The sequence below is a fragment of the Comamonas badia DSM 17552 genome (assembly GCF_000484635.1).
GTDB lineage: Bacteria > Pseudomonadota > Gammaproteobacteria > Burkholderiales > Burkholderiaceae_C > Comamonas_C > Comamonas_C badia.
Genome location: NZ_AXVM01000001.1, coordinates 581,268 through 605,570 on the forward strand (window position 1 = coordinate 581,268; position 24,303 = coordinate 605,570).

The 24,303-nt window shown below is 66.3% G+C and carries 26 protein-coding genes; 12 read left to right on the forward strand and 14 right to left on the reverse strand.

Annotated elements, in window-relative coordinates; translation table 11 throughout:
* Window positions 1-13: 13 nt before the first annotated feature.
* Genes K320_RS0102835 through bamC form a run of 5 tightly spaced genes read left to right on the forward strand, consistent with a single transcriptional unit; the run spans window position 14 to window position 3,959 of the window.
* The gene (locus tag K320_RS0102835; RefSeq protein ID WP_024537370.1) at window positions 14-1,231 is read left to right on the forward strand and encodes an MFS transporter; all 1,218 of its coding nucleotides are present in this window, start codon (window positions 14-16) and stop codon (window positions 1,229-1,231) included.
* Window positions 1,228-1,350, forward strand: coding sequence for a hypothetical protein (locus K320_RS19605; protein WP_281172589.1), 123 nt, complete (start codon window positions 1,228-1,230; stop codon window positions 1,348-1,350). Before K320_RS0102835 ends, K320_RS19605 begins: the two co-directional genes overlap by 4 nt.
* Before the next feature lies 1 nt (window position 1,351).
* Window positions 1,352-1,903 carry a class I SAM-dependent methyltransferase gene (locus tag K320_RS0102845; protein ID WP_024537371.1) on the forward strand — a complete coding sequence of 184 codons (552 nt, stop codon included), beginning with the start codon at window positions 1,352-1,354 and terminating at the stop codon, window positions 1,901-1,903.
* A gap of 30 nt (window positions 1,904-1,933) precedes the next feature.
* Window positions 1,934-2,833 (forward strand): 4-hydroxy-tetrahydrodipicolinate synthase, encoded by a 900-nt coding sequence (gene dapA, locus K320_RS0102850; RefSeq protein WP_024537372.1) that lies wholly within the window; start codon window positions 1,934-1,936, stop codon window positions 2,831-2,833.
* Window positions 2,834-2,867: 34 nt separating this feature from the next.
* The gene (gene bamC, locus K320_RS0102855; RefSeq protein ID WP_024537373.1) at window positions 2,868-3,959 is read left to right on the forward strand and encodes an outer membrane protein assembly factor BamC; all 1,092 of its coding nucleotides are present in this window, start codon (window positions 2,868-2,870) and stop codon (window positions 3,957-3,959) included.
* 102 nt (window positions 3,960-4,061) lie between these two features.
* Here bamC and K320_RS0102860 read toward each other — a convergent pair whose 3' ends face one another.
* Together K320_RS0102860 and K320_RS0102865 are read right to left on the reverse strand one after the other, a co-directional pair.
* Window positions 4,062-4,445 (reverse strand): hypothetical protein, encoded by a 384-nt coding sequence (locus tag K320_RS0102860; protein WP_024537374.1) that lies wholly within the window; start codon window positions 4,443-4,445, stop codon window positions 4,062-4,064.
* A gap of 157 nt (window positions 4,446-4,602) precedes the next feature.
* On the reverse strand, window positions 4,603-5,088 hold the full coding sequence (locus tag K320_RS0102865; protein ID WP_024537375.1) for a hypothetical protein: 486 nt from the start codon (window positions 5,086-5,088) through the stop codon (window positions 4,603-4,605).
* A gap of 76 nt (window positions 5,089-5,164) precedes the next feature.
* On the opposite strand from K320_RS0102865, the gene K320_RS0102870 reads away from it, so the two are divergent.
* Complete coding sequence (locus K320_RS0102870; protein ID WP_024537376.1) at window positions 5,165-5,662, forward strand: FKBP-type peptidyl-prolyl cis-trans isomerase; 498 nt, start codon at window positions 5,165-5,167, stop codon at window positions 5,660-5,662.
* Window positions 5,663-5,686: 24 nt separating this feature from the next.
* Here the strand turns inward: K320_RS0102870 and K320_RS0102875 are convergent, their stop codons facing one another.
* The 11 genes from K320_RS0102875 to K320_RS0102925 all read right to left on the reverse strand — a co-directional run bounded on the left by K320_RS0102875 (window position 5,687) and on the right by K320_RS0102925 (window position 16,913).
* Entirely contained in the window at window positions 5,687-6,184 is a 498-nt protein-coding gene (locus tag K320_RS0102875; protein WP_024537377.1) for a glycine zipper 2TM domain-containing protein, read from the reverse strand.
* Between the two features lie 36 nt (window positions 6,185-6,220).
* Window positions 6,221-6,667 carry a dUTP diphosphatase gene (dut, locus tag K320_RS0102880; RefSeq protein ID WP_024537378.1) on the reverse strand — a complete coding sequence of 149 codons (447 nt, stop codon included), beginning with the start codon at window positions 6,665-6,667 and terminating at the stop codon, window positions 6,221-6,223.
* Window positions 6,668-6,675: 8 nt separating this feature from the next.
* The gene (locus K320_RS18935; protein WP_156913795.1) at window positions 6,676-7,119 is read right to left on the reverse strand and encodes a hypothetical protein; all 444 of its coding nucleotides are present in this window, start codon (window positions 7,117-7,119) and stop codon (window positions 6,676-6,678) included.
* Window positions 7,120-7,142: 23 nt separating this feature from the next.
* Window positions 7,143-8,363 (reverse strand): bifunctional phosphopantothenoylcysteine decarboxylase/phosphopantothenate--cysteine ligase CoaBC, encoded by a 1,221-nt coding sequence (gene coaBC / locus K320_RS0102890; RefSeq protein ID WP_024537379.1) that lies wholly within the window; start codon window positions 8,361-8,363, stop codon window positions 7,143-7,145.
* Between the two features lie 50 nt (window positions 8,364-8,413).
* Window positions 8,414-9,571: a M20 aminoacylase family protein gene (locus K320_RS0102895; protein WP_156913813.1), complete on the reverse strand. Its 1,158-nt coding sequence runs from the start codon at window positions 9,569-9,571 to the stop codon at window positions 8,414-8,416.
* 53 nt (window positions 9,572-9,624) lie between these two features.
* On the reverse strand, window positions 9,625-11,130 hold the full coding sequence (locus K320_RS0102900) for a M81 family metallopeptidase (protein ID WP_024537381.1): 1,506 nt from the start codon (window positions 11,128-11,130) through the stop codon (window positions 9,625-9,627).
* On the reverse strand, window positions 11,127-12,797 hold the full coding sequence (locus K320_RS0102905) for a dipeptide ABC transporter ATP-binding protein (RefSeq protein ID WP_029695748.1): 1,671 nt from the start codon (window positions 12,795-12,797) through the stop codon (window positions 11,127-11,129). The genes K320_RS0102900 and K320_RS0102905 overlap by 4 nt, the downstream gene beginning before the upstream one ends.
* A gap of 4 nt (window positions 12,798-12,801) precedes the next feature.
* A complete protein-coding gene (locus tag K320_RS0102910; RefSeq protein ID WP_245593809.1) occupies window positions 12,802-13,743 on the reverse strand; it encodes an ABC transporter permease in 942 nt (313 codons plus the stop codon).
* A gap of 24 nt (window positions 13,744-13,767) precedes the next feature.
* Window positions 13,768-14,709, reverse strand: coding sequence for an ABC transporter permease (locus tag K320_RS0102915; RefSeq protein ID WP_024537384.1), 942 nt, complete (start codon window positions 14,707-14,709; stop codon window positions 13,768-13,770).
* Window positions 14,710-14,784: 75 nt separating this feature from the next.
* Entirely contained in the window at window positions 14,785-16,368 is a 1,584-nt protein-coding gene (locus tag K320_RS0102920) for an ABC transporter substrate-binding protein (protein WP_024537385.1), read from the reverse strand.
* A gap of 80 nt (window positions 16,369-16,448) precedes the next feature.
* Complete coding sequence (locus K320_RS0102925) at window positions 16,449-16,913, reverse strand: MarR family winged helix-turn-helix transcriptional regulator (protein WP_169730027.1); 465 nt, start codon at window positions 16,911-16,913, stop codon at window positions 16,449-16,451.
* Between the two features lie 445 nt (window positions 16,914-17,358).
* Between K320_RS0102925 and K320_RS0102930 the strand changes: the two genes are divergently transcribed.
* The 5 genes from K320_RS0102930 to ftsB all read left to right on the forward strand — a co-directional run bounded on the left by K320_RS0102930 (window position 17,359) and on the right by ftsB (window position 21,880).
* Window positions 17,359-19,005 carry a CTP synthase gene (locus tag K320_RS0102930; protein ID WP_024537387.1) on the forward strand — a complete coding sequence of 549 codons (1,647 nt, stop codon included), beginning with the start codon at window positions 17,359-17,361 and terminating at the stop codon, window positions 19,003-19,005.
* Between the two features lie 4 nt (window positions 19,006-19,009).
* On the forward strand, window positions 19,010-19,867 hold the full coding sequence (kdsA, locus tag K320_RS0102935; RefSeq protein WP_024537388.1) for a 3-deoxy-8-phosphooctulonate synthase: 858 nt from the start codon (window positions 19,010-19,012) through the stop codon (window positions 19,865-19,867).
* Window positions 19,868-19,870: 3 nt separating this feature from the next.
* The gene (locus K320_RS0102940) at window positions 19,871-20,161 is read left to right on the forward strand and encodes a DUF1330 domain-containing protein (RefSeq protein WP_024537389.1); all 291 of its coding nucleotides are present in this window, start codon (window positions 19,871-19,873) and stop codon (window positions 20,159-20,161) included.
* Between the two features lie 112 nt (window positions 20,162-20,273).
* Complete coding sequence (gene eno, locus K320_RS0102945) at window positions 20,274-21,560, forward strand: phosphopyruvate hydratase (protein ID WP_024537390.1); 1,287 nt, start codon at window positions 20,274-20,276, stop codon at window positions 21,558-21,560.
* A gap of 26 nt (window positions 21,561-21,586) precedes the next feature.
* Window positions 21,587-21,880 (forward strand): cell division protein FtsB, encoded by a 294-nt coding sequence (ftsB, locus tag K320_RS0102950; RefSeq protein WP_024537391.1) that lies wholly within the window; start codon window positions 21,587-21,589, stop codon window positions 21,878-21,880.
* Window positions 21,881-21,937: 57 nt separating this feature from the next.
* Here the strand turns inward: ftsB and K320_RS0102955 are convergent, their stop codons facing one another.
* On the reverse strand, window positions 21,938-23,371 hold the full coding sequence (locus K320_RS0102955) for an aldehyde dehydrogenase family protein (RefSeq protein ID WP_024537392.1): 1,434 nt from the start codon (window positions 23,369-23,371) through the stop codon (window positions 21,938-21,940).
* A gap of 122 nt (window positions 23,372-23,493) precedes the next feature.
* Here K320_RS0102955 and K320_RS0102960 point away from each other — a divergent pair, with 122 nt between their 5' ends.
* Window positions 23,494-24,303: a helix-turn-helix domain-containing protein gene (locus K320_RS0102960; protein WP_024537393.1), complete on the forward strand. Its 810-nt coding sequence runs from the start codon at window positions 23,494-23,496 to the stop codon at window positions 24,301-24,303.

A 24,303-nucleotide genomic window follows, 5' to 3' on the forward strand; every position in this document is an offset into this window, starting at 1 on the left:
TACATTTGCCGTGATGCAAAAAACAGCGCGCACCCTTCCCGTCACGCAAGTGCTGCTGTGCGGCGGCATCATCGTCACGCTGTCGCTGGGCATACGCCACGGTTTCGGCCTGTGGATGCTGCCGATCACGCAGCAAATGGGCTGGACGCGCGAAACCTTCGCGCTGGCCATCGCGATCCAGAATCTTTCGTGGGGCGTGCTCGGCATCTTCGGCGGCATGCTCGCAGATCGCTACGGCGCGTTTCGCGTACTGCTGGGCGGCACGGTCCTTTACGCCGTGGGCCTGCTGGGCATGGCGCTCTCGCCCACGCCGTTTTTGTTCGCGCTCACCGCCGGCGTGCTGATCGGCGCGGCGCAGGCGGGCACCACCTACTCCATCATCTACGGCGTGATCGGGCGGCAGATCGCACCCGAGCGCCGCTCCTGGGCCATGGGCGTGGCGGCGGCGGCAGGCTCGCTCGGCCAGTTCCTCTTGCTGCCGATCGAGGGACAGATGATTCTGCACCTGGGCTGGCAGACGGCGCTGCTCACCATCGTAGTGCTGGCGCTGATGATGGCGCCACTGGCGTTTGGCCTGCGCGAGCCCGGCTTTCACGCGCACCACGCCGCGCAGCGCACGCAGACGGTGCGCCACGCGATGGCCGAGGCGCTGCGCCACCCGCCCTATCTACTGCTGACCATGGGCTATTTCGTCTGCGGCTTTCAGGTCACCTTCATCGCGGTGCATCTGCCCGGCTACCTGTCGGACAAGGGATTGAGCCCGCAGGTCAGCGCCTTCGCGCTGGCAATCGTGGGCCTGCTCAACATCGTCGGCTCCTATGGCGCCGGGGTGCTCGGGCAACGCTTTCAAAAGCGCTGGATTCTCGCCTTCATCTACGCCACGCGCGCAGTGGTGATCGCGCTCTTCCTGCTGGCTCCGATTTCGCCGCTGTCGGTCTACCTGTTCGCGTCGGTGATGGGCCTGCTGTGGCTCTCCACCGTGCCGCCGACGAACGCGGTGGTGGCGCAGATGTTCGGCGTGCAGCATTTTTCGATGCTCAGCGGCTTTTCTTTCTTCAGCCACCAGCTCGGCAGCTTCATGGGCGTGTGGCTGGGCGGCTATCTGTACGATCGCACCGGCAGCTATAACGTGGTGTGGCTGATCGCGATCGCCCTGAGCATGGCGGCGACGCTGCTCAATCTGCCCGTGAAGGAAACCCCCGTGATCCGCGCCGCCGCGCACGCCGCATGAGCACCGCCCGCGTCCTGCTCTGGCTCGCGCTGGCGCTGGCGCTCGCGGCGGCGGTGATGCTGTACCTGCAACCCGGCTTCATGGTGCTGCTCGCGGAGCAGGTCTGGGCCTGTTTTTGAAATGCACGCAAACCTCGCTCCCTCGGACTGGATACGGCGCTGGTCGCACCTCGTGCGCCCCGGCGGCGCGGTACTGGATGTCGCCTGCGGCATGGGGCGACACTTGCACTGGTTTCATGAAAGAAATCATGCCGTAACCGGCGTGGATCAAGCGCAAGCAGCTATTGGTTCGATATCGAACTTTGGGGAGGCGATTTGCGCCGACATCGAAAACGGCCCCTGGCCGCTGGCGGGGCGCACCTTTGATGCCGTCGTCGTCACCAACTACCTGTGGCGGCCGCTGCTACCCACAATCATCGCCAGCGTCGCGCCCGGTGGCGTGCTGCTGTACGAGACCTTCGCCGCAGGCAACGAAACCGTGGGCAAGCCCTCGCGTGCGGACTTCTTGCTGAGGCCCGGCGAGCTGCTCGCCGCCTGCGCCGGGCTGCGCATCGTGGCCTACGAGGACGGCTTTCTCGCCGCGCCCGAACGCTTCGTGCAGCGCATCGCGGCGGTGCGCGCGGACAGCGAAACGTCAACCGCGCCGCGGCGCCTACCGTTGCGACTGCCATAGAATGCTCTTTTGCGGTTTTCACCCATGCCCATGACCTCCCGCGGCTATCTCTTCACCGGCAGCACCGTTGCCCTCGTCACCCCTATGCACGAGGACGGGAGCGTCGACTACCCCACGCTTCGCAAGCTGATCGACTGGCACATCCAGGAAGGCACCGACTGCCTGAGCGTCGTCGGCACCACGGGCGAATCGCCCACCGTCAATGTCGAGGAGCACTGCGAGATCATCCGCGTGACGGTGGAGCAATCGGCCGGGCGCGTGCCGGTGCTGGCCGGTTGCGGCGCCAACTCCACGCGCGAGGCCATTGAGCTCGCACGCTTCGCCAAGAAAGTCGGCGCGCACAGCCAGTTGCAGGTGGTGCCCTACTACAACAAGCCCACGCAAGAGGGCCAGTACCAGCACTTCAAGGCGATCGCCGAGGCCACGGGCGACCTGCCCATGGTGCTCTACAACGTACCGGGCCGCTCGGTCGCCGATCTGCAGCACGACACGGTGCTGCGCCTGGCGCAGGTCCCCGGCGTCGTCGGCATCAAGGAAGCCACTGGCGACATCGGCCGCGCGCAGTGGCTGATCCGCGACGTGCCCGAGGGCTTCGCGGTCTATTCGGGCGACGACCCTACCGCCGTGGCGCTGATGCTCTGCGGCGGCCAGGGCAACATCAGTGTCACCGCCAACATCGCGCCGCGCCTGATGCATGAGCTGTGCGTCTCCGCCATCGCGGGCGACACCGCCAAGGCCATGAAAATCCAGCGCCAGTTGATGCCGCTGCACAAGCACCTGTTCGTTGAAGCCAACCCCATCCCGCTCAAATGGGCCATGGCCCGCCTCGGGCTGTGCAGCGCCAACATGCGTCTGCCCATGACGCCACTTGCCCACCAGCATGAAGCGACGGTCGAAGGGGCCCTGCGCGCCAGCGGCCTGCTCGGCTGATCGATTTCCTTTCCCGTCTACGAAAGATTCCCGCGTGAACCCGACCCTACGCCTGGGCCTGCTGGGCCTCGCTGTCACACTCTCCGCTTGCTCCGTTCTGGACAGCGACAAGATCGACTACAAGAGCGCCCAGCGCGGCTCGTCGCTCGAAGTCCCGCCAGACCTCACGCAGCTCTCGACCGACACACGCTACGTCGTGCAGGGCGGATCAACCTCCGCCGCCGCGTACGAAGCGGGTCGCGCGCAACAAGCCAAGGCCGGCGTCACCGCCGCGCCCAAGGCGGTGGGCGACGTGCATATCGAGCGCGACGGCAACCAGCGCTGGCTGGTCGTCGCGCGCTCGCCCGACGAGCTCTGGAGCCCGGTGCGCGATTTCTGGCTGGAGCATGGCTTCACGCTGGAAATCGACCAACCGAAGCTGGGCATCATGGAAACGGACTGGGCCGAGAACCGCGCCAAGATTCCGCAGGACGTGGTTCGCCGCACGATAGGAAAAATGTTCGACTCGCTCTACTCCACCGGCCTGCGCGACAAGTTCCGTACGCGGCTGGAACGCCGTGCCGACGGCGGCACCGACATCTACATCACCCACAAGGGCATGGAAGAGGTCTACACCAATGCCCAGAAAGACAATACCGTCTGGCAGCCGCGCGCGGCAGACCCTGAGCTGGAAACCGAATTCATCCGTCGGCTGATGGTCAGACTGGGCGTTTCCGAGGAGCAGGCGAAGGCCGCCGCGACAGCAGCGCCGCAGGCCGCGCCTGCTGCGGCAAAGCTTGCCAACGTCAACGGCATGCAAGTGATCCAGATGGATGAAGACTTCGACCACGCCTGGCGCCGCGTCGGTCTGTCGCTGGACCGCACCGGTTTCACCGTGGAAGACCGCGACCGCGCACAAGGCACCTACTTCGTGCGCTATGTCACGCCGACGGACAAGAAGGAGCCCGGCTTCTTCAGCAAGCTCTTCGGCAGTTCCAGCAACGCCGCCGCGCCCGAAAAATACCGCATCACCGTGCGCAGCAACGCCAAGCAGAGCACTGTTTCCGTTCTGCGCTCGGACGGCAGCGCGGAAACCTCTGCCAATATCGAGCGCATCCTGCGCATTCTTGCCGACGATCTGAAATAGCCTGCAGCCAGCGGCTCTGCAGCAAAAAAGCCCCGGCATTGCGCACGGGGCTTTTTTTTGCGGCCGACGGCGGGCGCCATCGGCCGGTGAATGACTGCGAGATTACTTGCCGGTCGCGGCGGCAGCAGCCTTCTCGGCCGCTTCCTTGGCGGCAGCGGCGGCGTCCTTGGTGGCGTCAGCGGCAGCGCTGCCGGCGTCCTTGGCGGCATCCACCGCGTCTTTCGCTGCATCCTTGGCAGCATCTGCGGCGTCCTTGGCGGCGTCGGCAGTCGCCGCACCGGCATCCTTGGCGGCATCCACGGCGGCCGTACCCGCTGCCTTGGCGGCATCCACCGCATCCTTTGCGGCATCCTTGGCTGCATCGGCAGCAGAGGCGGGGGCCGGCGCTTCGGCAGGGGCAGGAGCAGGAGCCGGCTCCTGCTTGTTGCCGCAGCCGACCAGCGCAGCAGTCGCCAGCAACGAAGCCAAAAGGACAGAATATTTCATGACAAATCCAATGAAAGCCGCAGGAATCCTACAAACCCGCCCCACCGGCCCTGCCGGCTACCGATGGACGGACCCCGCAGCCAACCCTGCCGCAGGAAAACTTGCCTATTTTATGCAATGTCTGTCAATTCTGATTTACCCGGAATGCAAACAGTTGTCACAAGCCCAGTACCGACGCCGGAAAACCCGGGGCGGACCTGGCGAGCACCCATTCATCCAGCAGTTCGCGCTGCAGCACCAGGCGTGCCGGTTCACTGCCGCTTACCCCGTTGCTGCGCACCGGATCGAGCCGCTGCAGAACCCAGCGTTCGGACCATAGAACGCTGGGCAGGTCCGTCGCGTTGACGCTGCCGCTCTTGCGCGCGGTGACCAGATGGTCCCATTGCACGCGCCATTGCACAAAACGCGGGTGCAGGCGCACGATGGCATCAAAGCCGCCCGCCAGCAGCGTCATGCGCCGCCCCGCCGCGGACCACTGCCGCAGGCTCTCGATGACCGCGCGCTCGCCCAGCGGCCAATCGGCGAAATCGGCATCGCTCAACACCAGCTCCCGCCAGCCCGCGCGCGCGGCGCAGGCCATGGCATCGCGCACCAGCTGGCGAAACGCCTCGCGCCCCTCGAAGCGGCCCGAGGGCAATGCCATTTCCGATCCACCTGCATTCATGACCGTGCCCTCCCTGCGCGGCTGCCTTGTGCCACAACTGCGACAATTCTCCCCCATGCACATCACTGAACATTGCGTCGTCGCGCTGACCTGGGTCCTGCAGGACACCCTGGGGGAAGAACTGGATGTCCTGGACGAACCCGTCGACTTCCTGGTCGGCGGCGACGACCTGCTCGCCCGGCTGGAACAGGCGCTGCAGGGGCATGCGGCCGGCGACAGCCTGGCGCTGCACCTGGAGCCCGAGGATGCCTTCGGCGATTACGACGAGAACCTGCTGTTCCTGGAGCCGCGCAGCGCTTTCCCCGCGGAAATCGAAGAAGGCATGATCATCGAAGGCGCGCACCTGCCGGCCGATCTTGCCGGCCGGCTGCCCCGGGAGCCGCTGTACACGGTCGCCCAGATCTACCCTGACCACGTGGTGCTCGACGGCAACCACCCGCTCGCCGGCATCGCGCTGCGGCTGCAGCTCAAGGTGCATGCGGTGCGCGAGGCGACCGAAGAGGAAACCGAACGGCGCAGCGCCGGCACAGGCTTTTTCCGCCTCGGCGCCTGACCCGCCCGGCGCGCGGCGAGCGCGCTACATGCGCGTGATCTGTCCCTGGTAGACGCGCACGCGCTCGCCGTTGCGCAGCCCGCCCAGGCTGGGTACGGAATACACCTGTTGCGCTCCGTCGTCAAAGCGCACCGTCACATAGTTCTGGTCGCTGCCGCCGCGGTTGCTCTGCTGTTCGACGGCGTTGCCCGCCAGTGCGCCGACAACCACGCCGGCAATGGTGGCAAGCGCCCGCCCGGTGCCGCCGCCCACCTGGTTGCCGATCACGCCGCCGGCCACACCGCCCGCGACCGCGCCCACACCGCTGGTGCTGCCGGCGCCGGCATTGCGGCGGCCTTCAACGGCCACCACCGTGCCATAACGCGTGCCATACGGATCCGCCTGGTTCTGGTACACCTGTCCCTGCGGGTAGGCTTGGCGCTGCTGGGCATAGGGGCGCTGGCCATGGCTGGCGCAGCCCGCCATGGCCAGCGCCAATACCGCAGCGGCGGCCACGCCGGCCGCACGATCCATCTGAATCATCTTCACTCCTTCACAAAAAGGGGCCGTCCGCTGGCATCACTGCCGCCCCGTGGAACCATAGCCGCCCTGACCCCGCTCGCTCGGCGCGAATTCCCGCACCTCGCGCAGCTGGGCCTGCACCACCGGCACGATCACCAGCTGCGCCAGCCGCTCCATCGGCTGCAATGTGTACTCAACGCCGCTGCGGTTCCATGCGCTGACCATCAGCTGCCCCTGGTAGTCGCTGTCGATCAGGCCCACCAGATTGCCCAGCACGATGCCGTGCTTGTGCCCCAGCCCCGAGCGCGGCAGGATCAGTGCCGCGTAGCCCGGGTCCTGCAGGTGGATCGCCATGCCGGTAGGCACCAGCTCCCAGCGTCCCGGGGCAAGCGTCAGTGGCGCCTGCAGGCAGGCCCGCAAATCGAGTCCGGCGCTTCCTGCGGTGGCGTAATCCGGCATGCTCGCGCGCAGGCGCTCATCAAGAATCTTGAAATCCAGTTGCACGGTTGTCCTCAGCCCCTCAGGTCTTTTCCAGCCATCGTCCTGCGCCGGACGGCCTGCTTCAGCCGCAGCACCACGGCCGCGGCAATGAGCGCGAAAGCAATCAAGCCCTGCACTGGCTCCAGCTCCGGCATCCACCACACCGCCAGCCACGACAACGCGATCGGCAACGCAAACACAGCCAACAGGAACCCAAACCCGGAGGGATGCCTGGCGTTTGTCGCGGCTCGACTCTTGCCACCCGCTCGTTTGACTGCGATGGGTGTGGCTGCCCGCCGGCCCACGGGCTTGGAGCCCTGCTGACCTGGAGCCGTCGTCGCACCAGGCAATTGCGCGTGCCCATCGGGTGACTGAACGCCAGGCGGCGGGGGCACCGCGCCACTGAGCCGCTCCACATACCGCGCGAAATCGCCGTCCGGCGGCGTATCACCCAACTGCGGCGATTTTCCGAACATCGCTCCTCCCTCCTGCCCACCCTCTACTGCCTGCCACGCATGCGCTCGGCCATCTGCTGCACCAGGGCGCGCCCCAGCTCGCGCTTGCTTGCACGCGGCAGCTCCTGTGCACCGGCCTCGTCCACCAGCAGCAGCGCATTGTCATCCTGGCCAAAAGTCGCCGGGCCGATATTGCCCACCAGCAGCGGCACGCCCTTGCGCTTGCGCTTGGCACTGGCATTGGCCAGCAGGTCCTCGCTTTCCGCCGCAAAGCCCACGCAATAGAGCTGCCCATGGCGCGCGCGGGGACTGGCAGCGACATGCGCGAGGATGTCGGGGTTTTCGACAAACGAAAGCTGGGGCACCGCGCCCGAGCCGTCCTTCTTGATCTTGTGCAGCGCCACGGCGGCAGGACGCCAGTCCGCCACGGCCGCTGTTGCTATGAACACCGTAGCTGTAGGCGCATGCTGTTCAACCGCTTCAAACATGTTTCGTGCCGAATGCACATCGACGCGCGCCACACCGCGCGGCGTCGGCAGATGCACCGGGCCTGCGATCAGCGTGACCTGAGCGCCCGCCTCGCGCGCTGCGCGGGCAATCGCAAAGCCCATCTTGCCGCTGGAGTGGTTGGTGACGCCGCGCACCGGGTCGATGGCCTCGAAGGTCGGCCCGGCGGTGATGAGTACACGCTCGCCGGCCAGCCGCTTGGGCGTGAAAAACGCCTCCAGTTCCTCGATGATTTCCGCGGGTTCGAGCATGCGGCCATCGCCCGTTTCGCCGCAGGCCTGCTCGCCGCAGCCCACGCCGAGCGAAACCGCCCCATCCGCCACCACCTGCATCAAGTTGCGCTGCGTCGCCGGGTGCGCCCACATCTCGCGGTTCATCGCCGGCGCCAGCAGCAGCGGCACGCGCTCTATGGGACGCGCCACGCACAGCAGGCTGAGCAATTCGTCCGAGCGCCCCTGCGCCAGCCGCGCGATGAAATCCGCGCTGCAGGGGGCGATCAGAATGGCATCCGCCTCGCGCGAAAGGTTGATGTGCGCCATGGCATTGGGCTCGCGCAGATCCCATTGCGAGGTGACGACCGCGCGGCCGGTCAGCGCCTGCAGGGTCACGGCAGTGATGAATTGCCCGGCCGCCTCCGTCATCACCGCCTGCACCGTTGCCCCCGCCTTCACCAGCAGGCGCGCCAGCTCTGCCGCCTTGTAGCAGGCGATGCCGCCCGAGAGGCCCAGGACGATGTGTTTGCCGGACAGTGGATTCATGGCAGGCAATATATCAGCCGCCACGGCCGGACTGGTCCGAGCGGCTTACCTCATTGCGCGGCGACTGCCAGGAATCGTTCGGCCAGATGGACCCAGTAGGCCGATCCGATGGCGATGTTGCCGTCGTTGAAGTCGTAGCCAGGGTTGTGCACCGAGCAGCCACCCTCCCCATCGCCGTTGCCGATGATCAGGTAACAGCCTGGCACCTGCTCCAGCATGAAGGAAAAATCCTCGCTGGCCGGTAGCGCCGGCCCATGCCGATCGACCTTTTCGGCGCCCAGCAGCTCGGTCGCCACCTCGCGCGCGAACTCGGTTTCCGCAGGGGTGTTGACGAGCACCGAGTAGCCACGGCGGTAGTCGATTTCGGCGCGCACGCCGAAGCTGTCGGCCTGCGCGGCGACCAGCGCCTTGATGCGCCGCTCGAGCAATTCGCGCATTTCCCGCGTGAGGGCGCGCACGGTGAGTTCGAGCACCGCCGTCTGGGGAATGACATTGTTGGCCTGGCCTGCGTTCAGGGCGCCGACGGTGATGAGCGCCATCTCCATCGGGTTGGCGTTGCGCGAGACGATGGTCTGCAGCGCCATCACCACGCTTGACGCCGCGACGATGGGGTCGGCCGCGCGGTGCGGCTCGGCGCCGTGGCCGCCCCGGCCGTGCAATGTGATCGTCACGTAGTCGGACGAGGCCATCATCGGCCCGTCGCGGAACACCAGCCGGCCTTGCGGCACGCCGGGTCCGTTGTGCATGGCGAACACCGCATCGCACGGGTATTTCCTGAACAGGCCTTCCTCGATCATGCGCAGCGCACCGCCACCGCCTTCCTCGGCGGGCTGGAAGATGAGGTTGAGCGTGCCGGAAAACTGGCCGCCGTGCGCGAGCTGGCGCGCCGCGGCGAGCAGCATGGCCGTGTGGCCGTCGTGGCCGCAGGCGTGCATCACGCCGGCGCGGCGGCTGGCGTAGGGCAGGCCGGTGGCTTCGACGATCGGCAGGGCATCCATGTCGGCGCGCAGGCCGAGCCGCTTGCCGCCGTCGCCGCGCTGCAGTTGCGCCACGACGCCGGTGCCGCCCAGGCCGCGCTCGACCTGGTAGCCCCAGGCCTGCAGGCGTTCGGCGACGAGCTGGCTCGTCTCATGCTCCTCGAAAGCAAGTTCGGGGTGCTGGTGGATACGCTGGCGAATGCCGATGAATTCATCGGCCAGCGCCTGCATGCGCTGCAGCTTCCGCGCGGTGCTTGTGGTCATGTCGGGGGTCATTTGCGGGATCAGGGGCGCCGCGCCATGTCGGCCGGGAGCTTGCGCCAGGGCAGATCGGCCGGGTCGGCGGCCATTGGCCCGGCGGCCTTGGCGATGAGGATGGCCTCGGCGATCGGCGCGAAGTCGGCGCGAAAATGCACGGAGCTCTTGTTCACCAGCAGCTTCATGCGTTCGGGCTGGATGCCGACGTGACGGAACAGCTCGCGGTCGAGCATCTGCGGCTTGCTGGCGGCCACGGCGATCAGCACGCCGTCCAGCTCGAGGCAGGCACAGGGCCCGAGTTCGACGGTCGGGGTCATCGCCATCGGGCCCTTCAGGAGGACGTGGCCATCGCCGAGCGCACGCACGGTGCAGCGGCCGCTGACGGGCGGATCGCTGGGCCGCCCGGTGAAGGTGGGCACGGCGGCGCCCAGAGCGAGAGAAATTTGCGCACCCGCGCCGGCGGCATGTGCCGCCGCGGCCGCCGCGGGGTCAAACATCATGCCCAGCGCCACCTGCCCGGGAAAGCGCCGGCCGGCCTCTTCGGCGAGCAAGGCATGCAGCATGCCGGTGGTGTTGCTGTCGGCGCCTGCACCAGGGTTGTCCTGGGTATCGGCGATGACGACCGGCCGTCCGGCGCCGGCCGCGATGTCCAGGGCGGTGGCGACCGCCGCACGTGGTTCGAGCACCTCCAGGCGCCACTGCGATCGCGGCTGGTCGATGCGCGCGTGCAGGCGCTGCACGGCGGCCTGCGCCGCATCGCCGTGGGCCCAGAGCACCGGGCCGCATTCAGCCACGTCGGCGGCCGGGAACCCGGTGGCGAAGCTCATCACCACGCCGTGCGCGGTATCGAGCGCGGCCAGTTCGCGAAAGACCGATGCCGCCGGCTCGGTCATGGTGGTCTGCACATTGAGCGGCAACAAGAAGGGCAGCCGGACCACCTGCAGCGGCTCGCGTCCGCCGCGTGCCAGCCGCCGTTGCAGCAGCACGGCCGCCCGGCGCCCGGTGTCGGCCATGTCGATGTGCGGGTAGGTGCGATAGGCGACCAGCGCATCCGCCATGTCTAGCATGCGCTGCGTCACGTTGGCGTGCATGTCCAGGCTGGCGACGATGGGCCGATCGGGGCCGACAAGCGCGCGCACACGCGCCAGCAGCTCGCCCTCGGCGTCGTCCAGCTGCTCGGCGACGGCGGCGCCGTGCAGGTCGAGGTAGACCGCGTCCAGTCCCTGGGCGAGCGCGGCGCCCACGTCGCCGGTGATCACGCCGGCGATGCGTTCGAAGGCGTCGCGCGTGACATGTGCCGAGGGCGTGGCGCCGGCCCAGCATGAGGGCACGAGCGACCAGCCGCGCTCGCGTGCCCCGGCCATGAAACCGGCGATGGCGATGTTGCCGTGCCGCAGGCGCTCGACCATGGCGGTGCCCCGCACGAAGGCGGGAAAGGTCTCGCCCCGGTTGAAGGCGGCCCAGTCGGCGCGGCTGGGGGCGAAGGTGTTGGTTTCGTGCTGGAAACCGCCGATCAGGATGCGGGGGCTCATGCGAGGGCTGCCTGTGGCGTGGCCGGTCCGCCGCCGAAGGCGAAGCCGCGCCCCGGTGCGGCCGCCAGCAGCGACTGGGTGTAGGCGTGCTGCGGCGCGAAGAACACTTCGTCGATTCCGCCCTCCTCGACGATGCGCCCGCGCTGCATCACGATCACCCGGTCGCAGATCTGGCTGGCCACGCGCAGGTCATGCGTGATGAACAGGATGCCGATTTTCAGGCGTTGCTGGATGTCGTTGAGCAGGTCGAGAATCTGCGCCTGCACCGACACGTCCAGGGCGGAGACGGCTTCGTCGGCGATCAGCACCTGGGGCTCGCAGGCCAGTGCGCGCGCGATGGAGATGCGCTGGCGCTGGCCGCCCGAGAACTCGCTCGGGTAGCGGTGCAGCGCCGAGGGCTGCAGCCGCACCAGGTGCATCAGCTCCTCGGCGCGTTGCCAGGCCTGTTCGCGCGGCACACCGAAGTTCAGCGGCCCCTCGATGATGGAGGCACCGGCCGTCTGGCGCGGGTTGAGCGAGCGGTACGGGTCTTGAAAAACGACCTGCGCGCGGCGGCGAAACGGCGACAGCGCGCGCCCGCGCGCGTTGGCCACCGACTGCCCGGCGGCCACGATATCGCCGCTGCTGGGCTCGATCAGCCGCGCGATGCAGCGCGCCACCGTCGATTTGCCGGAACCGGATTCGCCGACGATGCCGACCGTCTCGCCCGGATGCACCGCCAGGGACACGTCGGCGGCCGCGTGCACCGCACGCCGCCGGCCCGGCCAGGTACCGCTCACGTAGGTTTTGCTCACGCCGCGTGCGTCCAGCAGTGCCGGCCCGCCGGGCAAGGCCGGGCGCTGGTGGCGCCCCAGTTCGGGTACGGCGGCCAGCAACATGCGGGTGTAATCCTCGCGCGGCGCCTGCAGCACCGCCATCTTGTCGCCCCGCTCGACCATCTGGCCGAGCTGCATGACGACGACGCGGTCGGCGATCTCCGCGACGACACCGAAATCGTGGGTGATGAACAGCACCGCCGTGCCGTTCTCGCGCTGCAGCTCGGCGATGAGCTTGAGGATCTCGGCCTGCGTGGTCACGTCCAGAGCGGTGGTGGGTTCGTCGCAGATCAGCAGCGCGGGCTTCAAGATCAGCGCGATGGCGATGACGATGCGCTGGCGCTGCCCGCCCGAAAGCTGGTGCGGGTATGCGGCGTAGATGCGTTCGGGCTCGGGCAGGTGCACACGCTCGAAGATGCGCAGCACCTCGCGTCGGCGCTCTGCGGCAGGCATCGCGCTGTGCTCGCGCAGCATTTCGTCCACCTGGTCGCCGCAGCGCTGCACCGGGTTCAGCGCCGTCATCGGCTCCTGGAACACCATGGCCATCGCCGGGCCACGCAGGCGGCGCAGCTGCGCGGGCGCCAGCGGCAGCAGCGCCTGGCCGTTCAGCACGATGGCGCCTTCGACCGGTTGCAGGCCGGGCGGCAACAGGCCCATCACGGCCTGTGCGATCACCGATTTGCCGGAGCCCGATTCGCCAAGCAGGCACACCGTCTGGCCTGCCGCCACGTCAAAGCTGATGTTCTGGACCGCCAGCGGCCTGTCGGCACCCGGTGGCAGGGCGATGCCCAGATCGCGCACCGACAGCACGGGTGCGGCGGCAGCGGCCTGGGGCGTGGGGGTGTGGGTCACGGTTTCAGCCTCCACGCTTGTTGAATTTCGGGTCCAGCGTGTCGCGCAGGCCATCGCCAAGGAGGTTGACGGCCAGCACCGTGAACGCCAGGAAGACGCCCGGAATCAGCACGCTGTGCGGGTACTGCGTGAACTGCATGCGGCCCTCGGCCATGATGTTGCCCCAGGTGGGGATCTCGGGCGGCATGCCGACGCCCAGAAAAGAGAGAATGGCCTCCACCAGGATGGCCGCAGCGCAGACGTAGGTGCCCTGGATGACCAGCGGCGCGATCGCATTGGGCAATATGTGGCGACCCAGCACTTTCCACGTCGGCGTGTCGAGCGCGATGGCCGCCTCGACGTAAGGCTCTTCGCGGATCGTCAGCACCACCGAGCGCACCAGCCGTGCGACGCGCGGGATCTCGGGCACGGCAATGGCGATGATGATGGTCGTGAGACTGGGCCGCCAGACGGCGACCAGGGTGATGGCGAACAGGATGCCGGGGATGGCCATCACGCCGTCCATCACCCGCATGATCGCGCCGTCCAGGCGGCGGAAGTAGCCTGCGGTCAGGCCCAGCAGCATGCCGATCGCCAGCGCGAGCACCGCGACCGCCCCGCCCACCGCGAGCGACACGCGCGCACCATAGAGCACACGGCTCCAGATATCGCGCCCGAGGCTGTCGCTGCCCAGGGCGAACCAATGCTGGAAACTGTCCCCTGCCAGCGTCATGAACTCGGCACGGGTGCCGGGCAGCAGGTTGGCGCTGCCAGGATCGATCAGGGTCGGGTTGATGGTACCCAGCCATGGCGCCGCCACGGCGCCGAACACCAGAAGCCCCAGCACACCGGCACCGAAACGCACGGCGCCATTGCGCCATACGCGCCGCGCCGTCGAGACGCGCCGAGGCGCCGCTGGCGTTGCCGCTTCGGCGCTGGTGGTCGGGCGGGAAATGGATTCATTCATGGCAGGAAGGGTGGTCATCTCGGTTCAGTAGCGGATACGGGGGTCAAGCAGCACGTAGCTGATGTCCACGAGCAGATTGATCAGCACGTAGATGACCGAGAAGAAAAGCGTGATGCCCTGGATCAGCGGGTAGTCGCGCGACAGCACGGCGTCGACCGTGAGCTGCCCAAGCCCGGGAATCGCGAACACCGTCTCGGTGACGACCACGCCGCCGATGAGCAGCGCCACACCGATGCCGATGACCGTGACGATAGGCACCGCCGCGTTGGCGAGCGCATGGCGCAACAACACCTGGCGCTCGCTGATGCCCTTGGCGCGTGCCGTGCGGATGTAATCCTCGGTCAGCGCCTCGGCGACGGCGGCCCGTGTGACGCGCGCGATCAGCGCCAGGTAAACGATGGACAGCGCCAGCGCCGGCAGGGCCAGATGGGTGAGCCAGGGCAGCACGCCATCGGCCAGGCGCGCATAGCCCTGCACCGGCAGCAACTCCGCCTTGAGCGCCACGCCCCAGATCAGCAGGTAGCCGATGACGAAGGTCGGTATGGAAAAGCCGAGCACCGAAAAGCTCATCAGTGCCCGGTCGAGCCAGCCGCCATGGCGCCAGGCGGCCAGTACGCCCAGCGGCACCGCGATCAGCACCGTCAGCACGATGGTGAAGGCGGCAAGCGACAGCGTGGGTTCGATGCGCTGGCCGATGAGTGTGGCAACGCTCTGGTTCAGGAACAGCGACTTGCCCAGCTCGCCCTGCACCACCTGCCCCGACCATGCGAAAAACTGCTGCGGCAGCGGCCGATCCAGCCCGAGCCGGGCGCGCACCTGCTCGATGTCGGAAAGCGAGGCACTGTCACCGACCATGAGGGCCGCGGGATCTCCCGGCGCCAGGCGGGTCATCATGAACACGATCAACGCGACGATCAACAGCACGGGCAGTGTGGAGACAGCGCGGCGCAACAGAAAGGACAGCATGGCAGTGGGGCGGATACAGGAGAAAGCCGAGGCCGATGGGCGGCAGGAACCATGCCGCCTTCGGTGCAAGAAAACTCAGTCGCTCTTGCGGAGGTTCCAGAACACGTTCACCGGCGCCGTGATGACACCGCTGACCACGCCCTTGCGGATCACCGACAGGGGACGCTGCTCGCCCAGCGGCGCCAGCAGTCCGCTGTCGAAGGTCTCGATCTGGATCTGCTCGGCCAGACGTTTGCGTTGCGCAGGGTCGGTGGTGGCGACGAACTCGGACTTCAGTTGCTCAAGCTTGTCGCTGACGCCCCAGCCGAACCAGCCCTTCTCACCGTTGCCGGTGAGCGGCGCGAAGTACAGCGGGTTCATGTTGTCGCTGCTGCCCCAGCCGGTGATGAAAAGGTTCCAGCCGCCCTTGTCGACAGGGTCCTTCTTGGCGCGGCGCATCAGCAGGGTAGGCCAGTCCATGGCCTGCATGTCGACGTTGAAGCCGGCCTCCTTCAGCAACTGCGCCATCACCGGCGGCAGCTTGTTCAGCAGCCCGAAATCTGCCGGCTGCATCAGCACCACCGGCTTGCCGTCGTAGCCGGCTTCCTTCAGCAGCTTCCTGGCGGCCTCGAACTGCGGCTTGCCGGTGAAGTACGCGGTCTTGTCGGAAGCCAGCGGCGAGTTGCAGGGGTAGATCGAGGTGCAAATGGAATAGAGATCACGCGATACCAACTGCGCCCGCAGCAGCGCCTGCTGGTTGATCGCCATGATCGCGGCCTGGGAGATCTTCGGGTTGTCGAACGGCGGAATGTGGTGGTTCAGGTGCAGGAAGTACGAGCCGGGCGTGGTGCCGGCAACCACTTCCAATTTGGGGTTGGCGCGCAGCGTGTCGTAATGCTCGTACGGCATCCACGACAGCATGTCGACCTCGCCCTTGGCGATGGCGCCCGTCTGCGTCTGCGCATCCTTCAGGATGATCCACTCCACCCGATCGACGTAGACGCGCTTGCCGCCCGCCATGCCCGACGGCTCCTCGCTGCGCGGCACATAGGCCGCGTTCTTCAGGTAGACGACTTTTTCGCCGGCGCGGAACTCGTCCTTGGAGAACACGTAGGGCCCGGACCCCACATAGTCTTCGATCTGCTTGTCGGCGGGCGTCTTGGCCACGCGCTCCGGCATGATGAACGCCGGGCTGCCCGAGGGTTTGGCCAGTGCTTCCAGCACCATGCCGAAGGGCTGGCTGAAGGTCATGCGGAAGCTGTCGTTGTCGATCGCCTCGATCGTGCTCATCGCCGCAAACAGGCGCTGACCCAGGCCGTCGCGCTTGCCCCAGCGCTGCAGCGAGGCGATCACGTCGGCCGAGGTCACGGGCTTGCCATCGTGAAAGGCCAGGCCTTTGCGCAGGCGGAAGGTCCAGACCCTGGCGTCGGCCGACACCTGATGGCTGTCCACCATCTGCGGCTGGACCTCGCCCTTGCCGTCAATCGCGAACAGCGTGTCATAGACCATGTAGCCGTGGTCGCGCGTGACAAAGGCCGTCGTCCAGATCGGATCCAGAATTTTCAGGTCGGCCTGTGGAACGATGCGCAGGACCTTGCCTGCCTGCGCGTAGGCGGTGGCGGCACTCAGCGCCAGCAGCACCGCACCGAAGCAGCGGATGAGGGATGAAAGGCGGGCCATGGTGTCTCCTGGTTATGGCGGCGGGGTACGCCCAACGATGGTCGTGGGAAGGAAAAGGGAGCGTGCTGCGGCGCTGGCGCTCAGACGGTCTTGCGGGCTGGCGGTCGTTTCGCCGTCTGGCTGAATGTCTGGACCATGATCTCGTCAGCGGCCTGGACGAGCTTGTGCAGGCACCTTTCGAAAATCACCCGCTCTTCGTCGCTGAGCGCTTCACGAAACGCCTTGAGGGCCACGCGACCGATGCGTTCGGCATCCAGCACCACGGCGACGCCCCCGTCGGTGAGGTACAGGCAGACCTGACGCGCGTCTGATTCACCGATCACGCGCAGCACCAGTCCACGGCGCACCAGCGCGGTGATGGCCTTGGACGCCAGCGTTTTCTCAAGATAGCTGCACTCGATCAGGCGTGTGAGCGTCATGCCGGGTTCATTGGCGATGAAACGCAGCAGCCGCACCTCGCGCAGACTGACCCCGCACTCCCGCTGGTAAGCCTCCGCTGCCTGCGCCTTCATGCGCTCGTTGGCCACGTCGAGCGTGATCGTCACGTAATCCACCTGCAGGTTCAGGGGTTTGCGCTGAATCGTTGAACGCGGCATTAGATTAATAAATCAATAGTTGAATGTTGCATCTAATATAGCCGGCTACACCTCTGCCGGTAATCGGGGAATACCCTTGATTGGGGCCCATGGTTTTCCCGCAGGCCGGCAGTGTGCGATTACGCCGACGTGCTGGCGCGACGGCGCCGGGTACGCCAGAGTGGTCGTGTGCCGCGCCAGTTCCTTCTGACTCCTCCATCTCGACCCTGAACCCACCCTCTGCTCCTCAAAGGCCGAAGCGGCGCCTCCATCCGGTGCGCCGAGGCATTGCGCGTCAGAGCTCACACGCAATCCTCGCCCGCACCTGCTTTTCCTATAATCAGCGTTTCCCACCGGGGATGCGCCACCCAGACCGCACACAGCGGCCACCCAAGCCGCGCATCCCAAGCAGGACATGACCAAATTCGTCTTCGTCACCGGCGGTGTGGTGTCTTCCCTGGGCAAGGGAATCGCCTCTGCCTCCCTCGCCGCGATCCTGGAGTCGCGCGGTCTTAAAGTCACCCTCGTCAAGCTCGACCCGTACATCAACGTCGATCCGGGCACCATGAGCCCGTTTCAGCACGGCGAGGTCTTCGTCACCGACGACGGCGCGGAAACCGACCTGGATCTGGGCCATTACGAGCGTTTCATCGAAACGCGCATGCGCCAGGCCAACAACTTCACCACCGGGCGCATCTACCAGAGCGTGCTCGAAAAAGAGCGCCGCGGCGACTACCTGGGCAAGACGGTGCAGGTGATCCCGCACGTCACCAACGAAATCCAGGAATTCATCAAGCGCGGCGCGGGCATAGGCACGCCCGACGCGGTGGACGTGGCGATCTGCGAGATCGGCGGCACGGTGGGCGACATCGAATCGCTGCCTTTCCTCGAAGCCGCGCGCCAGCTGGCGCTGAAGCTCGGCCCCAACAACACCGCCTTCGTGCACCTGACCTACCTGCCGTGGATCGCCACCGCCGGTGAATTGAAGACCAAGCCCACGCAGCACACGGTGCAGAAGCTGCGCGAGATCGGCATCCAGGCCGACGCCCTGCTGTGCCGCGCGCAGAAGGCCGTGCCCACCGAGGAACGCGAAAAGATCTCGCTCTTCACCAACGTGCCCGAATGGGGCGTGATCAGCATGTGGGACGTGGACACCATCTACAAGGTGCCGCGCATGCTGCACGAGCAGGGGCTCGATGGCCTGATCTGCGACAAGCTGCGCCTGAACACCCGCCCGGCCACGCTGCGGCGCTGGGACGAGCTGGTCTATGAGACCGAACACCCGCAGGGCGAGGTGCGCGTCGCCATGGTGGGCAAGTACGTGGAACTCACCGACGCCTACAAATCGGTGAACGAGGCACTCAAGCACGCGGGCATGCAAAGCCATGTGCGCGTGAGCATCACGCACCTGGATTCCGAAACCATCAGCGACGCCAATGCCGACGCACAGCTCGGCGGCTTCGATGCCATCCTCGTGCCCGGGGGCTTTGGCTCGCGCGGCATCGAGGGCAAGATTTCGACGGCCCGCTACGCGCGTGAGCACAAGGTGCCCTACCTCGGCATCTGCCTCGGGATGCAGGTGGCCACCATCGAATACGCGCGCCATGTGGCGGGCATGGCCAAGGCCAATTCCACCGAGTTCGACCCCAAGACCCCCTACCCCGTGATCGCGCTGATCACCGAATGGAAGGACGCGGACGGCAGCATCAAGACGCGCGACGAGCATTCCGACCTGGGTGGCACCATGCGCCTGGGCGCGCAGTCATCGGACGTGCAGCCGGGCACCCTGGCGCACCAGATTTACGGCGACGTGGTGACCGAGCGCCACCGCCACCGCTACGAGGCCAACGTCCAGTACCTGGACCCGCTGCGCAAGGCGGGCCTGGTGATTTCGGCGCTCACGCAGCGCGAGCACCTGACCGAAATCGTCGAGCTGCCGCAAAGCGCGCACCCCTGGTTCATCGGTGTGCAATTCCACCCCGAGTTCAAGTCTGCGCCGTGGAGCGGACACCCGCTGTTCAATTCCTTCATCGCCGCGGCCGTCACGCAGCACCAGGGCTGACACCATGCGTCTGTGCAACTTCAATGTGGGCCTGGATCACCCCTTCTTCCTCATCGCCGGGCCCTGCGTGGTCGAGAGCGAACAACTGCAGATGGACGTGGCCGGGCGCCTGAAGGAAATCACGGCGGAACTCGGTGTGCCCTTCATCTTCAAGAGCAGCTTCGACAAGGCCAATCGCTCCAGCGGCACCAGCTTTCGCGGCCCGGGCATGGCGCTGGGGCTGGAGATTCTGGCCAAGGTGAAAAAAGAGATCGGCGTGCCGGTGCTCACCGACGTGCACACCGAGGCCGAGGTGGCGCCTGTCGCCGCCGTGGTCGATGTGCTGCAGACCCCCGCCTTCCTCTGCCGCCAGACCGATTTCATCCACGCCGTGGCGCAATCAGGCAAGCCGGTGAACATCAAGAAGGGCCAGTTCCTCGCGCCGCACGACATGGTGAACGTGATCGAGAAGGCCCGTGCGGCCGCGCGCGAAAAGGGGCTCGACGAAGACGCTTTCATGGCCTGCGAGCGCGGCGCGAGCTTTGGCTACAACAACCTCGTCTCCGACATGCGCAGCCTTGCCATCCTGCGCGAGACCGGCGCGCCCGTGGTGTTCGACGCCACGCACAGCGTGCAGCTGCCCGGCGGCAACGGCACCAGCAGCGGCGGCGTGCGCGAGATGGTGCCGGTGCTGGCGCGAGCGGCGGTGGCCGTGGGCGTGGCGGGCCTCTTCATGGAAACCCATCCCGACCCGGCGCACGCGCTCTCGGACGGCCCCAACGCCGTGCCACTCAGGCACATGCGCGCGCTGCTCGAATCGCTGCGCGAACTCGACGAAGTGGCCAAGCGCCGCCCTTTTCTTGAAAACGACTTTGGAGTCTGAACCATGCCCTGCGGCTACATCATCGCGTCGGTAGACATCACCAACCCGGCAGCCTACGACGTCTACAAAAAACTCAGCACCGAAGCCATTCGCCTGCACGGCGCCGAGGTGCTGGTGCGCGGCGGCAAGGTGGAAACGCTGGAAGGCGGCTGGAACCCGGGGCGCACCGTGGTGCTGAAGTTCCCCAGCGTCGAAGCCGCCAGGATTTACTGGGATTCGCCCGAATACCGCGCCGCGCGCGCCGCGCGCGAAGGCGCCTGCACCATGCGCATGGTCGTCGTCGAAGGCGCATGATTCTTGTAGTCCTTTTTTAATAGCTGGCAGCGCATACCCTGATTGCGTTAGAGCCCATTTTTATTGAAACTCGCCAGAGCCTGCGCCTCTGCCCACCCATCCAAGGAAACCCATGAGTGCCATTGTTGACATCGTAGGCCGCGAAGTGCTGGACAGCCGCGGCAACCCCACCGTCGAATGCGACGTCCTGCTCGAATCAGGCGTGATGGGCCGCGCCGCCGTGCCCAGCGGCGCCTCCACCGGCTCGCGCGAGGCGATCGAATTGCGCGACGGCGACAAGAGCCGCTACGGCGGCAAAGGCGTGCTGCGCGCGGTCGAGCACATCAACACCGAAATCTCCGAAGCCGTGCTGGGCCTGGACGCCTCCGAGCAGGCCTTCCTGGACAAGACCCTGATCGACCTGGACGGCACCGAAAACAAGAGCCGCCTGGGCGCCAATGCCATGCTTGCGGTCTCGATGGCCGTGGCCCGCGCCGCCGCAGAAGAGGCAGGCCTGCCGCTGTACCGCTACTTCGGCGGCATGGGCGGCTGCCAGCTGCCGGTGCCGATGATGAACGTCATCAACGGCGGCGCGCACGCCAACAACGGCCTGGATGTGCAGGAATTCATGATCATCCCCGTGGGCGCGGATTCGTTTCGCGAGGCCCTGCGCTGGGGCGCCGAGGTGTTCCACGCGCTCAAGAAGATCATCAACGACAAGGGCATGAGCACGGCCGTGGGCGACGAAGGCGGCTTCGCCCCGCGCGTGGAAAACCACGAAGCCGCCATCCAGCTCATCCTGCAGGCGATCGAAGCCGCCGGTTACACGGCAGGCGAGCAGATCGCGCTGGGCCTGGACTGCGCCTCCAGCGAGTTCTACAAGGACGGGCAATACGTGCTGAACGGCGAAGGCGGCCTCAAGCTCACCGCCGGGCAATGGTGCGACATGCTGCTGACCTGGGCCGACAAATACCCCATCATCAGCATCGAGGACGCCATGGCCGAAGGCGACTGGGACGGCTGGAAGCTGCTCACCCAGCGCATGGGGCAGAACGTGCAGCTCGTGGGCGATGACCTGTTCGTCACCAACACCAAGATCCTCAAGGAAGGCATCGAGAAGGGCGTGGCCAACTCCATCCTGATCAAGATCAACCAGATCGGCACGCTGACGGAAACCTTCGCCGCGATCGAAATGGCCAAGCGCGCGGGCTACACCGCCGTGGTGAGCCACCGCTCGGGCGAGACGGAAGACTCCACCATCGCCGACATCGCCGTCGGCCTGAACGCCGGGCAGATCAAGACCGGCTCGCTCAGCCGCAGCGACCGCATCGCCAAATACAACCAGCTGCTGCGCATCGAGGAAGACCTGGGCGACGTGGCGCAGTACCCGGGCCGCGCAGCCTTCTACAACCTGCGCTGAAGCCAGCTCTCACCCCCGGCTGAACCTTGGGCTCGCGCACCGTTGCCCTGCTGCTGCTCCTGCTGCTGATGCTCATCCACCTGCAGCTGTGGAGCGGGCACGGCAGCATCGGCGACGTTGCGCAGATGCGCGCCCAGCTGTCCGCACAACAGGCGGCCAATGCCAAGGCACGCCTGGCCAACGAGCACCTGGATGCCGAAGTGCAGGACCTGAAGCAGGGCCTGGATATCGTTGAGGAAAAGGCACGCAGCGAACTGGGCATGGTCAAGCCCGGCGAGGTTTATGTGGAAGTGCTGCGCGGGAGCCGGTCAAAACCCTGATGGGCAGCAGCACAAAAAAGCGACCTTTCGGTCGCTTCCGCCCTTGAGAGGGTACGCTCACCCCTTCTTGATACTGATGACCTGAGGGACAGTGACCGCTTTCAAGCCATCGATTCCGCCCTCTGAACCCCATCCGGACTTTTTGACACCGCCGAAGGGCACCATGGGATGGATCATGCCGTGTTGGTTGATCCAGACCGTTCCCGCCTGGATGCGGGATGCCACGGCCTTGGCCTGTTGCACGTCATTCGACCAGACCGACGCACCCAGGCCGACATCCAGGCGATTGGCGCTGGCGATGGCGTCCTCCACATTCTTGTAGCTGATGATGGGCAGCACCGGGCCGAATTGCTCCTGATCGACCAGGGCTGCGCCATCCTTGATGTGGGACACAAGGGTCAAGGGGTAAAAATTCCCTCGTCCTCCCGGCTCCTGTCCGCCACAGACGATGGTTGCACCCTCTTGCCTGGCCTTCTCCACAAGGCCGACCACCTTGCTGTATTGCATGCGATTCTGGATCGGACCCATCACGACGCCCGCATCCATGCCATTGCCCATGGGCATCTGTGTCGCAATGGCCTTGAGCGCGGCAACCATGGCTTCATACTTGCTTTCGTGCACATAAATACGCTTGGCAGCGGCACAGGTCTGCCCCATGTTGATGAATGCCCCCCAGAAGATCGACATGGCAATCTGCTGCGGATCGGCGTCCGGCAGAACAATGGCGGCATCGTTGCCGCCAAGCTCCATCGTCGTGGGTGTCAGGTTGCGCGCGGCGATTTCGGCAATGCGCGAGCCGGTGGCCGCCGATCCGGTAAAGAGAATCTTGTCCACGTCGGGGTGTCCCACCAGGGCCGCCCCGACCTCCCCTGGGCCGCTGACCGTGTTGAGTACCCCCGGCGGCAACGCCTCGCTGATCATGCGCACCATTTCCAGGGTGCCGATGCTGGTGTATTCGGACGGTTTGATGACTACCGTACTGCCGGTACGCAAGCCAGGAATGATCTGCCAGATGGCGATCAGGAGCGGCCAATTCCACGGTGCGACCGCGGCGATCACGCCATAGGGCTTGCGGTGCATTTCATCGCGCCGGGTTTCGTCTTCAAACACCACATCGACCGGGAGATCAAGATTGGCCGGCACACGTGTCCAGGCTTCGCAGCCCCAGGCCTCGAAGCGGGCGCCAGGCACCTGGTCGGGGCCAACGCCACCCAGGGGCTTGCCCTGTTCACGCACCACCCATTCAGCGAGCACCTCGGAGTTTTCCTTGAGGAGGTCCGCCACTTTCATCATCAAGGCTTTGCGCTCGCCGTCTGGCAGGGCAGCCCAGCCCGGCTGGGCCGCCTTGGCCGCGGCGACCGCCTGCGCCACCTGATCGTCGGAACTGTGCGGCACCATGCCCAGCGTTTCGCCGGTGGCGGGGTTGTAAGATGCAAAGGTCCGGTCCGACCCCGCAGACTTGCCATTGATGGTGTTGAGAAATGTTTTCATGTCGTGCCTCCAAAAAATGCCGCGTGGATCGGCGATGCAGGCATTCTGGAAAACTGCCCCAGGATTGTCCATCGCGAGAATTCGCATAAGGGTTTTCCCCAGAATGCACCGAGGCACGCCGCATGCAGCTTGAATACCTCGCTACCGTGCAGCGCCATTGGCGCCAGCGCTGGCTCGACGATCGCAATGCCATCGCCTGGCCTGCGGGGCGTGATCTGCTCGCCTACATGCTGCTGAATCTGGACGACCCGCAACGTTGCTGGGAGTTGCTGGTCCACGGGCTGCGCGACGCACTGGACGCGGATCGCGTGGATGCGGGCGTGCTGGATGGCGGCGACCCGCGCAGCACCCACCATTGGTACAAGGCGTGCGCAGAAGTCCAGCGCGCCAGCATGCAGCTACCGGCCATGTCCGAGATCGCATTCGACGCCAAGCAGCCGGATTTGGTCCAGATATGGCACAAACCGCTGGGCCTGATCGAGCCGGACGTGCGCCAGTCGCGGCAGCTGAGCCCGTCCATGCAAACAACCCTGCTCGGGCTGAAGACAGCAGCCAAGCTGGCCATACCGCTATGGGATGGTGCCCGTCCCGCCGGATTCGTATGCGCTGACTGGACACGTCCACACCCGCGCTGGTCGGCTCAGCTGCATACCCAGTTGGTGCATTTCGTGCAGCCCCTGGGGGAACTGTTACGCAGCATCGCGGCCGATGCCGGCAAAAGCGCACCGCCGCGAGCCGATGCACTGGAGCCCGTGAGCCTGTCGCCCGCCGAGCACAGGGTCGCGGCTCTCATCGCGCAGGGAATGAGCTACAAGGAGGTGGCCTCGCAGTTGAATCGCTCCGTCTCGACGATCGATCACCAGCTGCGCAGCATCCGCGGCAAGCTGGGCCTGCGCTCCACCAGCCAGCTGATCAGCCAGTGGCGCCCCTGA

What these genes read in the sequence shown, in the direction of transcription:
- K320_RS0102835 (WP_024537370.1), top strand. Translation starts at nt 14, where the DNA reads ATGCAAAAAACAGCGCGCACCCTTCCCGTCACGCAAGTGCTGCTGTGC.
- K320_RS19605 (WP_281172589.1), top strand. Translation starts at nt 1,228, where the DNA reads ATGAGCACCGCCCGCGTCCTGCTCTGGCTCGCGCTGGCGCTGGCGCTC.
- K320_RS0102845 (WP_024537371.1), top strand. Translation starts at nt 1,352, where the DNA reads ATGCACGCAAACCTCGCTCCCTCGGACTGGATACGGCGCTGGTCGCAC.
- dapA (WP_024537372.1), top strand. Translation starts at nt 1,934, where the DNA reads ATGACCTCCCGCGGCTATCTCTTCACCGGCAGCACCGTTGCCCTCGTC.
- K320_RS0102860 (WP_024537374.1), bottom strand. Translation starts at nt 4,445, where the DNA reads ATGAAATATTCTGTCCTTTTGGCTTCGTTGCTGGCGACTGCTGCGCTG.
- K320_RS0102865 (WP_024537375.1), bottom strand. Translation starts at nt 5,088, where the DNA reads ATGGCATTGCCCTCGGGCCGCTTCGAGGGGCGCGAGGCGTTTCGCCAG.
- K320_RS0102870 (WP_024537376.1), top strand. Translation starts at nt 5,165, where the DNA reads ATGCACATCACTGAACATTGCGTCGTCGCGCTGACCTGGGTCCTGCAG.
- K320_RS0102875 (WP_024537377.1), bottom strand. Translation starts at nt 6,184, where the DNA reads ATGATTCAGATGGATCGTGCGGCCGGCGTGGCCGCCGCTGCGGTATTG.
- K320_RS18935 (WP_156913795.1), bottom strand. Translation starts at nt 7,119, where the DNA reads ATGTTCGGAAAATCGCCGCAGTTGGGTGATACGCCGCCGGACGGCGAT.
- coaBC (WP_024537379.1), bottom strand. Translation starts at nt 8,363, where the DNA reads ATGAATCCACTGTCCGGCAAACACATCGTCCTGGGCCTCTCGGGCGGC.
- K320_RS0102895 (WP_156913813.1), bottom strand. Translation starts at nt 9,571, where the DNA reads ATGCAGGCGCTGGCCGATGAATTCATCGGCATTCGCCAGCGTATCCAC.
- K320_RS0102900 (WP_024537381.1), bottom strand. Translation starts at nt 11,130, where the DNA reads ATGAGCCCCCGCATCCTGATCGGCGGTTTCCAGCACGAAACCAACACC.
- K320_RS0102910 (WP_245593809.1), bottom strand. Translation starts at nt 13,743, where the DNA reads ATGAATGAATCCATTTCCCGCCCGACCACCAGCGCCGAAGCGGCAACG.
- K320_RS0102915 (WP_024537384.1), bottom strand. Translation starts at nt 14,709, where the DNA reads ATGCTGTCCTTTCTGTTGCGCCGCGCTGTCTCCACACTGCCCGTGCTG.
- K320_RS0102920 (WP_024537385.1), bottom strand. Translation starts at nt 16,368, where the DNA reads ATGGCCCGCCTTTCATCCCTCATCCGCTGCTTCGGTGCGGTGCTGCTG.
- K320_RS0102930 (WP_024537387.1), top strand. Translation starts at nt 17,359, where the DNA reads ATGACCAAATTCGTCTTCGTCACCGGCGGTGTGGTGTCTTCCCTGGGC.
- kdsA (WP_024537388.1), top strand. Translation starts at nt 19,010, where the DNA reads ATGCGTCTGTGCAACTTCAATGTGGGCCTGGATCACCCCTTCTTCCTC.
- K320_RS0102940 (WP_024537389.1), top strand. Translation starts at nt 19,871, where the DNA reads ATGCCCTGCGGCTACATCATCGCGTCGGTAGACATCACCAACCCGGCA.
- eno (WP_024537390.1), top strand. Translation starts at nt 20,274, where the DNA reads ATGAGTGCCATTGTTGACATCGTAGGCCGCGAAGTGCTGGACAGCCGC.
- K320_RS0102955 (WP_024537392.1), bottom strand. Translation starts at nt 23,371, where the DNA reads ATGAAAACATTTCTCAACACCATCAATGGCAAGTCTGCGGGGTCGGAC.
- K320_RS0102960 (WP_024537393.1), top strand. Translation starts at nt 23,494, where the DNA reads ATGCAGCTTGAATACCTCGCTACCGTGCAGCGCCATTGGCGCCAGCGC.